General features: G+C 66.2%; 8 protein-coding genes. 4 read left to right on the forward strand and 4 right to left on the reverse strand.

Translation table 11 applies throughout. From position 1 onward, the window contains the following. Nucleotides 1-100 precede the first annotated feature (100 nt). From ABC728_RS00595 to ABC728_RS00610, 4 genes are all read right to left on the reverse strand, one after another. Entirely contained in the window at nt 101-3,229 is a 3,129-nt protein-coding gene (locus ABC728_RS00595) for a TonB-dependent receptor (protein ID WP_416621414.1), read from the reverse strand. A 161-nt stretch (nt 3,230-3,390) separates the two neighbouring features. Then, a complete protein-coding gene (locus ABC728_RS00600) occupies nt 3,391-4,653 on the reverse strand; it encodes an MFS transporter (RefSeq protein WP_445376292.1) in 1,263 nt (420 codons plus the stop codon). Nucleotides 4,654-4,839: 186 nt separating this feature from the next. After that, the gene (gene manD / locus ABC728_RS00605; RefSeq protein ID WP_416621416.1) at nt 4,840-6,048 is read right to left on the reverse strand and encodes a D-mannonate dehydratase ManD; all 1,209 of its coding nucleotides are present in this window, start codon (nt 6,046-6,048) and stop codon (nt 4,840-4,842) included. A gap of 27 nt (nt 6,049-6,075) precedes the next feature. Next, a complete protein-coding gene (locus ABC728_RS00610; protein WP_416621417.1) occupies nt 6,076-6,801 on the reverse strand; it encodes a GntR family transcriptional regulator in 726 nt (241 codons plus the stop codon). Between the two features lie 409 nt (nt 6,802-7,210). On the opposite strand from ABC728_RS00610, the gene ABC728_RS00615 reads away from it, so the two are divergent. The 4 genes from ABC728_RS00615 (at nt 7,211) to ABC728_RS00630 (ending at nt 14,147) form a co-directional block, all read left to right on the forward strand. After that, nucleotides 7,211-8,356, forward strand: coding sequence for a Fic family protein (locus ABC728_RS00615; protein WP_416621418.1), 1,146 nt, complete (start codon nt 7,211-7,213; stop codon nt 8,354-8,356). 184 nt (nt 8,357-8,540) lie between these two features. Next, a complete protein-coding gene (gene uxaC / locus ABC728_RS00620) occupies nt 8,541-9,941 on the forward strand; it encodes a glucuronate isomerase (RefSeq protein WP_416621419.1) in 1,401 nt (466 codons plus the stop codon). A gap of 100 nt (nt 9,942-10,041) precedes the next feature. Further along, nucleotides 10,042-12,159 (forward strand): alpha-glucuronidase family glycosyl hydrolase, encoded by a 2,118-nt coding sequence (locus ABC728_RS00625; protein ID WP_416621420.1) that lies wholly within the window; start codon nt 10,042-10,044, stop codon nt 12,157-12,159. Next, nucleotides 12,156-14,147, forward strand: a complete 1,992-nt coding sequence (locus tag ABC728_RS00630; protein WP_416621421.1) for a sialate O-acetylesterase — start codon at nt 12,156-12,158, stop codon at nt 14,145-14,147. Before ABC728_RS00625 ends, ABC728_RS00630 begins: the two co-directional genes overlap by 4 nt. Nucleotides 14,148-14,191: the final 44 nt, after the last annotated feature.

A 14,191-nucleotide genomic window follows, 5' to 3' on the forward strand; every position in this document is an offset into this window, starting at 1 on the left:
CCCGCCATCAGATGGCGCCATCGTCCCCGCGGATAAAGAAGGGGGGCGGTGTGTGGCACCGCCCCCCAAGGCTTGGCAGGGAAATGGAAAGCCGGTCCGGTCAGAACCGGCCGCGCAGGCCGACCAGGAAGGTGCGGCCGGGCTTGTAAGATGTGAAGGTGGCGTTTTCAAACTGGAAGTAGCTGCGCTGTTCCGATGCCGTCAGGTTGATGACGTCGAAGGTCAGTTGCGGCAGTCCCTTGGAACCTGTCAGTTCGTCCAGGTCGAAGCTGGAGGAGAAATCCCACTGACGGTAATCGTCACTGAAGATCGCGGCCCGGCCGATACCGTTCTGGTTCGTGCCGCTGGACTGCGATCCCTTGGTGAAGGTCTGCGAGATGCGGGCCGAGATGCCGCCATGTTCGTAATAGGCCGTGACGTTGTAGGTGTAATCCGCGACGCCGATGGCCACGGCGGGGGCGGCACCCTTGCCCTTCTGGTCGATGATGGTGGCATTGGCCAGGAAACCGAGGCCCGGCACCACGTCTTCCAGCAGAAAGTCCAGCGGCTGCACCCAGTTGAATTCCAGCCCGTTGACCGTCAGGCGGCCTTCGGCATTGACCTGCTGCTGCAGGACGACGGTGGCCGACCCCGGCCCGCCGCGGGCATCGATGGCGGTCTTCTGGGCTGCCGTCAGCGTCTCGTAGGTGACGCCATACTGGGCCAGGGCACCGAACGCCACCGTGCGGGAACCATTGACGGTGAAGCCCGTGATCGACTTGCGGAAGGCCGCGACACCGATATAGCCCTCACGGCCCGTATAATATTCGAAGCCGAGATCGATATTCTCGGAGATATAGGGCGACAGGGCCGAATTGCCGACCGAGCCGACATCGGCCGACGGCGTGCTGAAATTCAGGCCCGGCAACTGCGCATTGGGGTCCGGGCGGGTCATGGTCTTGGACAGGGCCGCGCGGACCACGGCATTATCCGCGACATTATAGGCAGCCGATGCCGAGGGCAGCCAATTGTCATACGTGTTCTTCACATAGACGACATTGACGATGGAGGGATATTGCGCACCGTCGGGAAGCGACGGCCCCCCCGCCACCGGCGTGTTGCGGGGATCGGTCAGGGAAACCCGGCCGCCGACCTTCTGGTCGGTCTGGACCCAGCGCAGGCCCAGATTGAAGCGCAGGTTGTTGCCATCGACCTCCTGGATGCCGTTCACCTCGCCATAGGCACCCAGCGTCTTCTCCCAGATGAAGCCGCCGGACGCGCCTGTATTCGACGCTCCCGATTCCGGGGCGTCGCCATGGAACTGGTCATACTTGCTGTCGGCCTTGAACCGGTCCCAGTCCACGGTGACGAAGCCGAACTTGCCCGGACGCAGATAGCTGGCAATCGCGCTGTTGGGGATAAGCGATCCGCCATAGCTGATCTGGCCGGACGCCCCCGCCGTGTAGCCCGTGCCATAACCCGGATATGTCGGATAGCCGGCGGGCGCCGCACCGGGCTGGTTCAGCCCGTTGCAGGGCGGCTGGCTGTTGGGCCGGGGAATGAAGACCGACGGGTTGTTGCCGCAAACGGCGGCCTGCCAAGCGTCGCTGTTGTCATAGGCGCGGATATAGCGGGAAACATCGTCCCAGGCAGCGCCGACCCGCAGGTTCAGATCGCTGTCACCCCAGGTCAGGTTGCCCCGCACGCCCTTGGTCCGGGTCTCGCGGCGTTCGTCCTGGATGTTCACGCGGCCGCCGGGCCAGCCGAACTGGGCCGGATCATTCAGGTCCACGTTGGGCACGATGCTGGGGATGCCGCCATCATTGCTGTATTCGACCGTGACACCGGAATTGGCGGGCGTCAGCACCAGGAAGGTGGGCGATTCCCGGTGGAACTTGGACTTGGTGTAATTGGCCTGCACATCGAATTTCAGATTGTCGGTAATCTGGTAATCGAAGCCCGGATTGATGCCCCAGAACTCGGTATCCTCGATGAAGGGACGATATTCCAGGAAGAACTGGGAATTGGCGAAGGTACCCTCCGTCACCACGCAGCCGAGCGAGCAATCGTCACGATCGACCTTCATGTTCAGCGGGATGGCCGCACCGTTGCGGCCGACCCAGTTCATGTCCACACGCTGCAGGTCGTTGGCCTTCTTTCCATACATGCCGTCCAGGAAGAAATGCAGGTCGTCGGTGGCCTGCAGTTCGAACGAGGCGACGGAATTGACGCGGTCGCGCCGGCCGAAGATCTCCGCGGGGCGGCCCAGGCGCGGGATCATGGCATTGTCGATCTGTTCGATCGTCAGGCCGGGATTGAGGGCCAGCAGCGCCGCGCGGTCCAGCGTGGCGCCCGTCGTCAGGCCATTGCCGGCATTGGCCGGCACCGTGCCGGGGATGGACCAGTTGTTGCCGCCGATGCTGGTACTGCCGGTGCCCGTGATGCAGTGGGAGGCGCCGCCGCATTGTGCCGCCGTCAGGTTGGCGTTGGTCCAGCCGATCGTCTCGAAGCCCGGTGTGCTGACATGATTGCGCACGGCCGCGACGCCGACCAGCGCCCCGAACTTGCCCCAGGTGTCCGACGCCAGGAAGGAACCGCGGCCGCCCCATTTGCCGGCCTTGCTGCTCTTGGTCGTCTGCAGCGAATAGCTGGCGCGCTGGCCATCATAATCAAACGGGCGGGCGCTGCGCATGTCGACCGTGCCGGCCGCCCCGCCCTCGACCATGCTGGCCTGGGGCGACTTGGATACGGTCAATTGCGTGAACAGTTCCGTGGGGAACATGTCCAGGTCGACCTCGCGGTTCGTGCTCTGGGCGTCCGTGCGGCCCGTCGATGCCACGGCCACGGGGGCGCCGTTCAGCAGCACGCGGGTGAAATTGGTGCCCAGGCCGCGGATGGCGATGTTCAGCCCCTCGCCCGTCACCTCGCGGGCGATGGTGATGCCGGGAACGCGGTTGAAGCTTTCCGCGATGTTCGTATCGGGAAACTTGCCCATGTCCTCCGCGAAGATCGCGTCCTGGAAGCCGGTGGCGTTGCGCTTGGCGTTGGTGGAGTTGGCCAGGCTGGACCGGAAGCCGGTGACCACGATCTCCTCCAGCGTGTCGGCACCGGCACCGCCCGTCACGGTCTGGGCCTGGGCCGGCAGCATGGCGCCCGCCGACAGGCAGGTCGCCACCAGCAGCATCGCCCTGACAGGCATCCCCCGGCCCCGTCCGGCCGCACGGCCGGTCCGGTCTGTTTGCTCACGCATGTTCACTCCCTCCCTTTTGAGGCGGCCGCTGCGGGCCGCGCTTGGCTGATCACGTGCGGGTTCCAGCGCTTGGTTTTTGATAGCGCTACCATTTTTGGGCGCCATGGCCCCGCTCTGGGCGGGTCATGGGTACCGGTGGGGTGGCGGGATGAACCGGCCCGTCACCCGTTGCCGACCGCCGCCTGTTTCAGCCGCGGCGACAGGATGTGGACGGCCAGCAGGGCCAGCGGATAGGCCCCCGCCGCCACCAGCAGGATGGGCGTGTAGCTGCCGGACGTATCCAGCACCCAGCCCGTGAATTTCGACATCAGCATGCCGCCGACGGCCCCGGCCATGCCGCCGATGCCCACCACGGACGCCACGGCGGCACGGGGAAACAGGTCGGACGGCAGCGTCAGCAGGTTGGCGGAGAAGCCCTGGTGCCCGGCCGTGGCCAGTCCCAGGATCAGCACGGCCAGCCACAGGCTTTCCGCCGATGTGGCGAAGATGACGGGCAGCACGCAGGCGGCGCAGGCCAGCATGGCCAGCTTGCGGGCGCCATTCACCCCCATGCCGCCCCGCATCAGGCGGGACGAGAACCAGCCGCCGGCCACCGACCCCACATCGGACAGGATATAGATGGCCACCAGCGGCGGCCCGAACCCCTTCAGGTCCAGCCCATAGGACCGGTGCAGGAAGTCGGGCAGCCAGAACAGGAACAGCCACCAGACAGGGTCGGTCAGGAACTTGGCCAGCGCATAGGCCCAGGTCTCCCGCCGGCGCAACAGGACCGCCCAGGCCACCTTGCCCGGCGCCTCCGCCGCGTCGGACCGGATATGGGCCAGTTCGGCGGGGCTGACGCCCGGATGCTGTTCGGGCGTGCGGTAGAAAGCCAGCCACGCCACCAGCCAGCCGAAACTGAGCACGCCCGTGATGACGAACGCCGCCTGCCAGCCCCACTTATAGGCGATGACGGGGACGATCAGCGGCGTGATGATGGCGCCGATATTGGCCCCGGCATTGAAGATGCCCACGGCCAGGGCCCGTTCGCGCCGGGGAAACCAGTCGGCCACGGCCTTCAGCCCGGCCGGGAAATTCCCCGCCTCGCCTGCACCCAGGAACAGGCGGGCAACCATGAACTGGACCAGCGTGGCGGCGGCGGCATGCGCGATATGGGCCAGGTTCCAGACCGTGAAGGCCAGCGCATAGCCCCAGCGCGCGCCGATGACATCGATGAACCGCCCGAACAGCAGGTAGAAGACGGCATAGGCGGCCTGGAAGGCGAAGACGATGTCGGCGTAATCCGTCTCCGTCCAGCCGAACTCCTCCGACAGGGACGGCTTCAGCAGCCCCAGCATCTGCCGGTCGACATAGTTGATGATCGTGGCCGTGAACAGCAGCGCCACGACGATCCAGCGCCGGCCTATGCTCTTGTCCGTGGGCATGCGGATGCGTTCCTTCAGGCAAAGCGGGGGCTTCACCGGCCCATCGGGCGCCGGCGGCAGCGTTGCGGGATTGGCTACTCGAAACCGGTCGGCGCGGCGGGCCACTCAACCCTCCCCGCGCGCGCGACCTTACAAATCACTCTTCACCGGCCCCTGGCGGCGGGGGCGATGGCCCCCGCTTTGGCCTCACCAGTTCCACATGGTGCCGTCGCGCAGGCGGGCCACCGGCAGATAGGCGGGGGTATAGGGGTATTTCGCGGCCAGTTCCTCGTCGATATCCACGCCATGCCCCGGCGCCTCGCCCGGATGCAGGGCACCGTCGGCATAGCTGTAGGCATGGGGGAACACGGCGTCGGTTTCCGCCGAATGGATCATGTATTCCTGCACCCCGAAATTCGGGACCCAGGTGTCGAAATGCAGGGCCGCCCCCATACAGACCGGGGACAGGTCCGTCGCACCATGGCAGCCGGTCCGCACCTGGTAGAGTTCGGCCAGGCCGGCGATACGGCGCAGATGCGTGATGCCGCCGGCATGGACCACGGTGGCGCGGATATAGTCGATCAACTGGTTCTGGATCAGTTCCCGGCAATCATGGATGGAATTGAACACCTCCCCCACGGCGATGGGCGTGGTCGTGTGCTGACGGATCAGGCGGAAGGCCTCCTGGTTTTCCGCGGGGGTCGGGTCCTCCATCCAGAACAGGCGGAAGGGTTCCAGCGACCGGCCCAGCCGCGCCGCCTCGATGGGGGTCAGGCGGTGATGCACATCGTGCAGCAGGTGCAGATCCCAGCCGAACCGGTCGCGCACCGCCTCGAACAGCCGGGGCGCATGATCCAGATAGGGCTCGGTCGCCCACAGCGTCTCGTCGGGGGCGGCTGACCGGATGGCGGGTTCATACGCCTCCCCCTTCTGGACGCCATAGACCTTGTCCAGGCCGGGCACGCCCGTCTGCACGCGGATGGCCTTGAATCCCTTCTCCCGGTAGTAATCGACGCGGTCCAGCGCCTCCTCGATGTCGCGGCCATTGGCATGGGCATAGACCATGACCCCGTCACGGCTTTTCCCGCCCAGCAACTGATAGAGCGGCAGGCCCGCCACCTTGGCCTTGATATCCCACAATGCTGTGTCCACGGCCGCGATGGCCGACATGGTGACGGGTCCGCGCCGCCAATAGGCGCCCTTGTACAGATATTGCCAGATATCCTCGATCCGCTGCGGATCGCGGCCGATCAGGCACGGGATGACATGGTCGTTGAGATAGGAGGCGACGGCCAGTTCACGGCCGTTCAGCGTGGCGTCGCCGATGCCGTACACGCCCTCGTCCGTGACGATCTTCAGCGTCACGAAATTGCGCCCCGGCGAGGTGACGATGCAATAGGCGTTGGTGATGCGCATGGGTGGCTCCCCCGGAACGCGCAAGGTTTACGGCGTCTCCGGAACATCATGGTTGAACAGGGCGGGAAAACGTTTCTCCAGCTCCGGCAGGGAGGTGAGGATTTCCCGCAAATGGGTGCGCATGGCCGCCTGGGCCGCCTCGCCGTCATGCGCGGCGATGGCATCCACCACAGCCGTGTGCTGCGCGATCAGGCGCGGCAGGGGCGTGGTGTCGGCAATGGAAAGATAGCGGGCCCGGTCCATCTGGGCCTTCGTCTCCTCCACCACGCGCCAGGCATAGTCGCAGCCCACGGATAACGCGATGGCGCGGTGAAAGGCTTCATCCAGTTCCATGAAACGGCCATGGTCGCGGTCGGCCACGGCATCGGCCTGTTGCTTCAGGTTGTCGCGGAACTCATCAATATGCCGCGCCGCCGCCTCGGCCGCGGCACGGGCGACGACGGCCACCTCCACCGCCTCGCGCACGAAACGGGCATCGAACACCTGCCGCACCGAGATCTTCACGATGAAGGAACCGCGCTGCGGCCGGATCAGCAGCAACCCCGCCTCCGACAGCTTGATGAAGGCCTCCCGCACCGGCTGGCGCGACACGCCCAGCTGGTCGGCGATATCCTGTTCCGACAGGGCCTGCCCCGGCAGGAAGGCCATGCGGACAATGGCACGGCGCAATTCCCGAAAGACGCGGCGCGCCACGGGTTCGCTGCTGTCCATGTCGATCGGCCGCAGGCCGGGCCTTTGCTGGTCCCGTTCCAAGCGTTCACCCCCCTGAAATTCATTCCCGATCCCCCGGCACCCGTTCAAGGGTGGAGATCGGCGGCAATCATAGCAATGTCGCTGCCGTTACCATTCATGTATACTACCATACCAGAAAGGGTCAAGCATAATGTTAGCGGTAAAAACGGCTGGGCCAAGGGGCGCACACCAGCTTGTCTATCGGAAAGCCGGAATTTTGATAGACAAGCCGGTTTGGCTATCGATCTGGTGACACAAACTGGCTTGTCTGTCGAAAACCGGGAATTTTGACAGACAAGCCAGTTTGGCTCTCATTTTCGACAGACAAGGTCACTTGTCTATCATATTCTTTGATTTTTCACACACAAACTCCATAGTCTATCGATATTCCCGCAGATACAGTCGGCAGGATGCAACACGGAAGCACGTGATGACGGGAAGCAAGACTCCGAACGGATACGACCTTGGTGAAGCGGTCCAGTATCATTATGGGAAGTTCCCCCCGGCGATCAGCGACTATGCACGGATCATGAAGCCGCTGACGCGAGCAACCGCAGCACTGGCGCGTTATGACCAGATGCTCAAAAGCATGCATAACAATGATATTCTGCTGGCACCGCTGCGTAGCCAGGAAGCCGTCATCTCGTCGCGCATGGAAGGAACGGTCAGTACCCTGGACGAGGTTCTGCGCATCGAAGCTGAATATGACGAGGATGCGGATGCGGCCCATGGCAACGCGCGAAGCGAAGCGGTGGAGGTTTATCTTTACAGCCGCGCCATGGACATGGCTCAGAAAAGCATCCAGGATGGCTTGCCGATCTGCAGTTGGCTGGTCCGGTCAGCGCACCGGGTCCTGTTAGGCTTTGGCCGGGGCGCTCATCAATCGCCTGGCGAATTCAAGACGGAACAGAACTATCTGGCCGACCGGTTGCGTCGACAAATTCTTTTCGTACCGATCAGTCCGGAATTCCTGAATGACGGGATGGAGGCGCTGTTCCGATATATGGCGGATGATGATCAGGAAATTCTGATCCGCACGGCATTGGCCCATCTGGAATTCGAGGCACTGCACCCGTTCAAGGATGGCAACGGCCGCATCGGCCGCATGATCATTCCCCTGATGCTGTGGAAGGCCGGCGTCATCAGTCAGCCCTACTTCTACATCAGCGACTTTTTCGAGCAAAACAAGGATGAGTATATCGACCGTATGCGGGCGGCATCGGCGTCGGGCGCTTGGGATGAATGGGTCTTGTTCTTCCTCTCCGCCCTTGAAACCCAGGCGCGGCAGAATCTGGAAACAGCGGAAAGGATAGCCCTCCTTTATGAGGCGATGAAGGAGCGGTTCCGGGACATCCTATCCTCCAAATGGACCATCAGCGCCCTGGATTTCATCTTTACCCGTCCTGTGTTCCGCAACAGCACTTTCACCAGCCGGTCCGGAATACCGGTCCCCACCGCCCACAAATTCACACGAGTCCTCGCCGATGCAGGACTCCTGAAAATCGTGGAACCGGCGTCGGGCCGGCGCCCCGCCCTTTACGCCTTCGAACCGCTGCTGGCCCTGGTTCGGTCATAGGCGGCAACAAGGGGGCGGCAACAAGGGCGTTGCCGCCGCGACCGATCCATACTACCATACCAGTATGGATCAGGCAGCCCCTTGCATAAAATTGATAGCGCTACCATGATCCTTCCGGGATGCGCCGCATCCCCGACCGGCGACCGGGGCCAACACCGGCGCCGACGGGTAGGGGGAAACCGCCTTGCTGCACGAAGATCGCCTGTTCCCGGCCGATCCGGGTACCCGCGCCATTGCGCGGCGGCTTTATGCCGACATCCGCGACCTGCCGATCATCAGCCCGCATGGCCATACAGACCCGGCCTGGTTCGCGGGGAATGCGCCCTTCGCCGATCCGGCCAGCCTGCTGGTCACGCCTGACCATTATCTGCTGCGCATGCTCTACAGCCAGGGTGTGCCGCTGGAGGCTCTTGGCGTTCCCCGCCTGGATGGTGCGCCGGTGGAGGCGGATTCGCGGCGCATCTGGGCCACGGTGTCGGCCCACTGGCACCTGTTCCGGGGCACGCCGACCCGCCTCTGGTGGGAACAGTCGCTGAAGCAGTTGTTCGACGTGGACGAGGTGCTGTCGCCCGGCAATGCCGCTGCCGTCCATGACCATATCGCCGCCTGCCTCGGCCGGCCGGAATACCGGCCCCGCGCCTTGTACGAACGGTTCAACATCGAGGTGCTGGCCACCACCGAAGGGGTGCTGGACGACCTGGCCCATCACAAGGCGCTGGCGGCCAGCGGCTGGCGCGGGCGGGTCATCACCACCTTCCGGCCCGATCAGGTGACCGACCCCGACCAGCCGGGCTTCCGGACCCATGTGCAGGCACTGGGCGCCATGACGGGTCAGGACACGGAAGGCTGGGCCGGCTTCCTGGATGCGCTGCGCCAGCGGCGGCGGGATTTCCGGGCCTGCGGGGCGACCGCCACCGACCATGGCCACCCCACGCCGGCCACGGCGGACCTGTCGCCCAACCAGGCGGCCGCCCTGTTCGCGCGGGTGCTGTCCGGGCGCTTCGATCCGGCCGACGCCGAGCTTTTCCGGGCCCAGATGTTGACCGAGATGGCGGGCATGAGCCTTGAGGATGGCATGGTCATGCAGATCCATGCCGGCGTCGCCCGCCACCATAATCCGCTGGTCACAGGCCGGTTCGGCCCCAACCGGGGCGACGACATGCCGGCGGCCGCGGAATTCGTGCGCTCCCTGCGGCCGCTGCTGGCGCGCTATGGCAACGAGCGGGACCTGACCATCATCCTGTTCACGCTGGACGAGACGACCTATGCCCGCGAACTGGCGCCGCTCGCCGGGCATTACCCGGCGCTGCGTCTGGGGCCGCCCTGGTGGTTCCATGACAGTCCCGAAGGCATGCGCCGTTTCCGCGAGCAGATGACGGAGACGGCGGGCTTCTACAACATTGTCGGCTTCAACGACGACACCCGCGCCTTCCCCTCCATCCCTGCCCGGCATGACGTGGCCCGGCGCGCCGATTGCGCCTTCCTGGCGCGGCTGGTGGCCGAACACCGGCTGGACGAGGCGGAGGCAGCGGAACTGGCCCGCGACCTGGCCTATGGGCTGGCAAAGAAGGCCTACCGGCTCTGAGCGGGCAGCCGCGCTTCCGGCGCTTGAGGTGCCGAAAACCATCAGGAACGGCCCGTCTTCCACAAAACCGGGGCCGAAGGAATGGGAGGTTGGATTGAGCATGTTTCGACGCCTTATGGCGGGCCTGCTGCTGGTCATCGGCCTGTCGGCCCCGGCACTGGCCGAAGATGGCTATGATCTCTGGCTGCGCTTCCGCCCGCTGACGGGCACGGCCCTGGCGGGGGCGGAAGCGCGGCTTTCGGCCATCGCCACGACCGCACCGGAGGGACTGGCGGCAGCCGAACTGTCGCGCGGCCTGTCGGGCCTGCTGGGACGGGCGGTGCCGATCGGCACCGAGGGGCCGCTGCTGGTCGGCACCGGCGACGACCCGGCCATCCGGGCCCTGCGGCTGGACCTGTCGGACCTGGGGCCGGACGGCTATGTCATCCGCACTATCGGCCCGCGCACCGTGCTGGCGGCACAGGGGGGAACGGGACTGCTCTATGGCGCCTATCATCTGCTGCGCCTGGCACAGACGGGCGCCCGGCTGGACACGCTGAACATCCGGGAGGTCCCGCGGATCGAACGGCGCATCCTGAACCATTGGGACAATCTGGACCGGTATGTGGAACGCGGCTATGCCGGGCAATCGATCTGGGACTGGCACCGGCTGCCCGACTGGCACGACCCGCGATACGAGGATTACGCCCGCGCCAACGCCTCCATTGGCATCAACGGCACCGTGCTGAACAATGTCAATGCCAACGCCACCATCCTGACAGCCCCCTACCTGGACAAGGTCGCAGCCCTGGCCGACATTTTCCGGCCCTATGGCATCCGGGTCTATCTGACGGCCCGCTTCTCCGCGCCCAAGGAGATCGGCGGCCTGCCGCATGCCGATCCGCTGGACCCGGCCGTCGCCGCCTGGTGGGGGGCCAAGGTGGCGGAGATCTATGCCCGCATCCCGGATTTCGGCGGCTTCCTGGTCAAGGCCAATTCCGAAGGCCAGCCCGGCCCGCAGGATTATGGCCGGACCCATGCCGACGGGGCCAACATGCTGGCCGACGCCCTGGCCCCGCATGGCGGCATCGTGATGTGGCGGGCCTTCGTCTATAGCGACGAGGTGCCTGACGACCGCGCCAAGCAGGCCTATGCCGAGTTCGTGCCGCTGGACGGGTCGTTCCGCGACAATGTGCTGGTGCAGGTCAAGAACGGCCCCATCGATTTCCAGCCGCGGGAGCCCTTCCATCCGCTGTTCGGCGCCATGCCGAAGACCAAACTGATGATGGAATTCCAGATCACCAAGGAATATCTGGGCTTCGCCACGCATCTGGCCTATCTGGCCCCGATGTACAAGGAGGCGCTGGACGCCGACACGTTCCGTCCCGCCCGCGGGTCCACGGTGGCCCGGGTGGCGGATGGCAGCCTGGACGGGCACGGCCTGTCGGCCATGGCCGGCGTGGCCAATATCGGCAGCGACCGCAACTGGTCCGGTTCCACCTTCGATCAGGCCAACTGGTACGCCTATGGCCGGCTGGCCTGGAACCATGGGCTGTCATCGGAAGCCATCGCGCGGGAATGGATCGCGGCCAGTTTCAGCCCCGACCCGGCCGTGCTGGAACCGGTGCTGGCCATGATGCTGCCGTCGCATCAGGCCGTGGTGGATTACATGACGCCGCTCGGCCTGCACCACCTGATGGGCCGCGGCCATCATTACGGGCCGGGTCCCTGGGTCGATGGCGGGCCGCGCGCCGACTGGACATCCGTCTATTTCCATCGCGCCACGAAGGACGGGATCGGCTTCGACCGCACGCGCCGGGGCAGCGATGCCGTCTCCCAATATGCCGGGCCGGTTGCCGACCGGTTCGACAAGGTGGAAACCACGCCGCCGGACCTGCTGCTCTGGTTCCACCATCTGCGGTGGGACCGGAAATTGTCCACGGGCCGGACCGTCTGGGCGGAATTGCTGCACCGGTACGGTCGCGGCATCGCCGCCGTCGACGACATGATCACCCGCTGGCAGGGGCTGGAAGGCCGCATCGACGCCGCCCGCTTCAAGGAGGTGTCGACCTTCCTCGCCATACAGCGGCAGGAGGCGCAATGGTGGCGGGATGCCAGCGTCGCCTATTGGCAATCGATCAACGGGCTACCCCTGCCGCCGGGGGAGGCCCCGCCGCCGTACCCCCTTTCCCACTACCAGTCCCTTTCCTTCCCCTTCGCACCGGGAGACGGCCGATGACCGGCAATGGTTCCTCGCGCAGATACGCAGGCGCAGCCCTTGGTTTCGGGCTGGCCGCCCTGCTGCTCGCCCCCCTGCCCGCCCCGGCCGATGCGCCGGCCCCGCTGCTGCACCCGATGTTCCAGGATCACGGCGTCCTGCAGCACGGCCGGCCGGTCCCCGTCTGGGGCACGGCACGGCCGGGGGAGACGGTGACGGTGGGCATCGGGCAGGCCGGTGCCGCGCAGACCAGTGCCACGGCCAGGGCGGGGCGCGACGGCCATTGGCAGGCCACCCTGCCGGCCCTGGCACCGGGCGGCCCCTTTACGCTGACGGCGCGCACGGCCACCGCGCAGCAATCGGCGACCGACATGCTGGTGGGAGACGTCTATTTTTGTGCCGGGCAGTCCAACATGGAAATGCAGGTACATCGTTCCCTGGATGCCTGGAGCGAGACGGGCCGCGCCAACCATCCGCATATCCGCTATCTGGCGGTGGACAAGATGGTGGCGGACGCGCCGGCCTATGGCTTCGCCCAGCCCGTCGCCTGGCGGGCCGTGACGCCCCAGACGGTGCCCGACATGTCGGCCGTCTGCTATTTCTTCGGGCGCGAGATGCGCAAGCTGACCAATGTGCCCGTGGGCCTGATCGCCAGCGCCTGGGGCGGCTCGATGATCGAGGCCTGGATGGGCACGCAGGACCTGCGCCGCCAGGGTGACTATGCCGCCGCGCTGGACCATCAGGCCCGGTTTGTGCGCGGCGACGTCGCGGGGGTGCGCGGCTTCATCACGGAGTGGCAGGATTGGTGGGGCCGCACGGGCACCGGGCAGCCCTGGGCCGAACCCCTGGGCAGCGGCGAAGGATGGCGCACCGCCCCCGCCACCTTCAAGCCCTGGGAAAGCTGGGGCGTGCCGGAAATGGCCGACTATAACGGCCTGGCCTGGATGCGGGCCGGCGTCACGCTGATGCCCGAACAGGCCCGCAATGCGGTCGCCCTGCGGCTGGGCCCCGTGGATGATCTGGACGTCACCTGGGTGAATGGCCAGCCGCTGGGCAGCCAGTACGGGCCGGGCGACCCCCGCCGCTATCCCCTGCCCGCCGGCCTGCTGAAACCGGGGGAAAACACCATCACCCTGGCCATCCTGGACGGCTATGGCGATGGCGGCCTTTACGGATCGGCCGAGGCGCAGGCCATCGAACTGGCAGACGGCACCCTGCTCCCGCTGCGGACCCCCTGGGAATACAAACCGACGCCCGTGGACACGGCCGCGGTGCCCCGCGCGCCCTGGGGCACGGTGGACGGGCTGTCGCGCATCCATAACGCCATGGTGGCGCCCATCGGCCCCTATGGGCTGCGGGCCGCCATCTGGTACCAGGGCGAGAGCAACTGGGCCCGGCCGGAACAATACCGGTCGCTGCTGGCCGGCATGATGGCCGGCTGGCGCCGGCAGTTCGGCCAGGACCTGCCCTTCCTGATCGTGCAACTGCCCGAATGGGGCTATCCGGCCGCCGGCAAGCCCGTGGAAAGCAACTGGGCGCGGCTGCGCTGGTCGCAGCGCGCAGCCGTGGACGCGGACGGCAATGCCGCACTGGCCGTGTCCATGGGGCTGGGTGACTGGTACGACATCCACCCCGCCAACAAGCAGGGTGTGGCCCGCCGTCTGGCGCATGCGGCGCGCGGCCTGCTGCTGGGCCAGGACGTGGCCCCGTCCGGTCCCCTGCCGCTGGACGCCACGCGCCAGGGCGGCACGGTGACGGTGCGTTTCACGGGCATCACCGGCACCCTGCAATCCCTGTCCAGCCACCGGCCCGTCGGGTTCGAACTGTGTGACGCCGCACCCGGCACCTGCCGCTATGTCGACGCCACCCTGGCGGGCGACAATGTGGCGCTGGCGGTGGGCGACGGGCCGGCCGTGCGGGTGCGCTATTGCTGGGCCGACAGCCCGGTCTGCACGCTCTATGACGAGGCGCGGCTGCCGGCCGGCCCGTTCGAACTGCCGGTGCGATAGGCCGGACCGAAAAGCACCCCGTCCGGCCCGACTTGCATTGACAT

The sequence above is a fragment of the Niveispirillum fermenti genome (assembly GCF_052474395.1).

Coding starts and splice junctions, on each gene's coding strand:
- ABC728_RS00595 (WP_416621414.1), bottom strand. CDS start 3,229: ATGCGTGAGCAAACAGACCGGACCGGCCGTGCGGCCGGACGGGGCCGG.
- ABC728_RS00600 (WP_445376292.1), bottom strand. CDS start 4,653: ATGCCCACGGACAAGAGCATAGGCCGGCGCTGGATCGTCGTGGCGCTG.
- manD (WP_416621416.1), bottom strand. CDS start 6,048: ATGCGCATCACCAACGCCTATTGCATCGTCACCTCGCCGGGGCGCAAT.
- ABC728_RS00615 (WP_416621418.1), top strand. CDS start 7,211: ATGACGGGAAGCAAGACTCCGAACGGATACGACCTTGGTGAAGCGGTC.
- ABC728_RS00625 (WP_416621420.1), top strand. CDS start 10,042: ATGTTTCGACGCCTTATGGCGGGCCTGCTGCTGGTCATCGGCCTGTCG.
- ABC728_RS00630 (WP_416621421.1), top strand. CDS start 12,156: ATGACCGGCAATGGTTCCTCGCGCAGATACGCAGGCGCAGCCCTTGGT.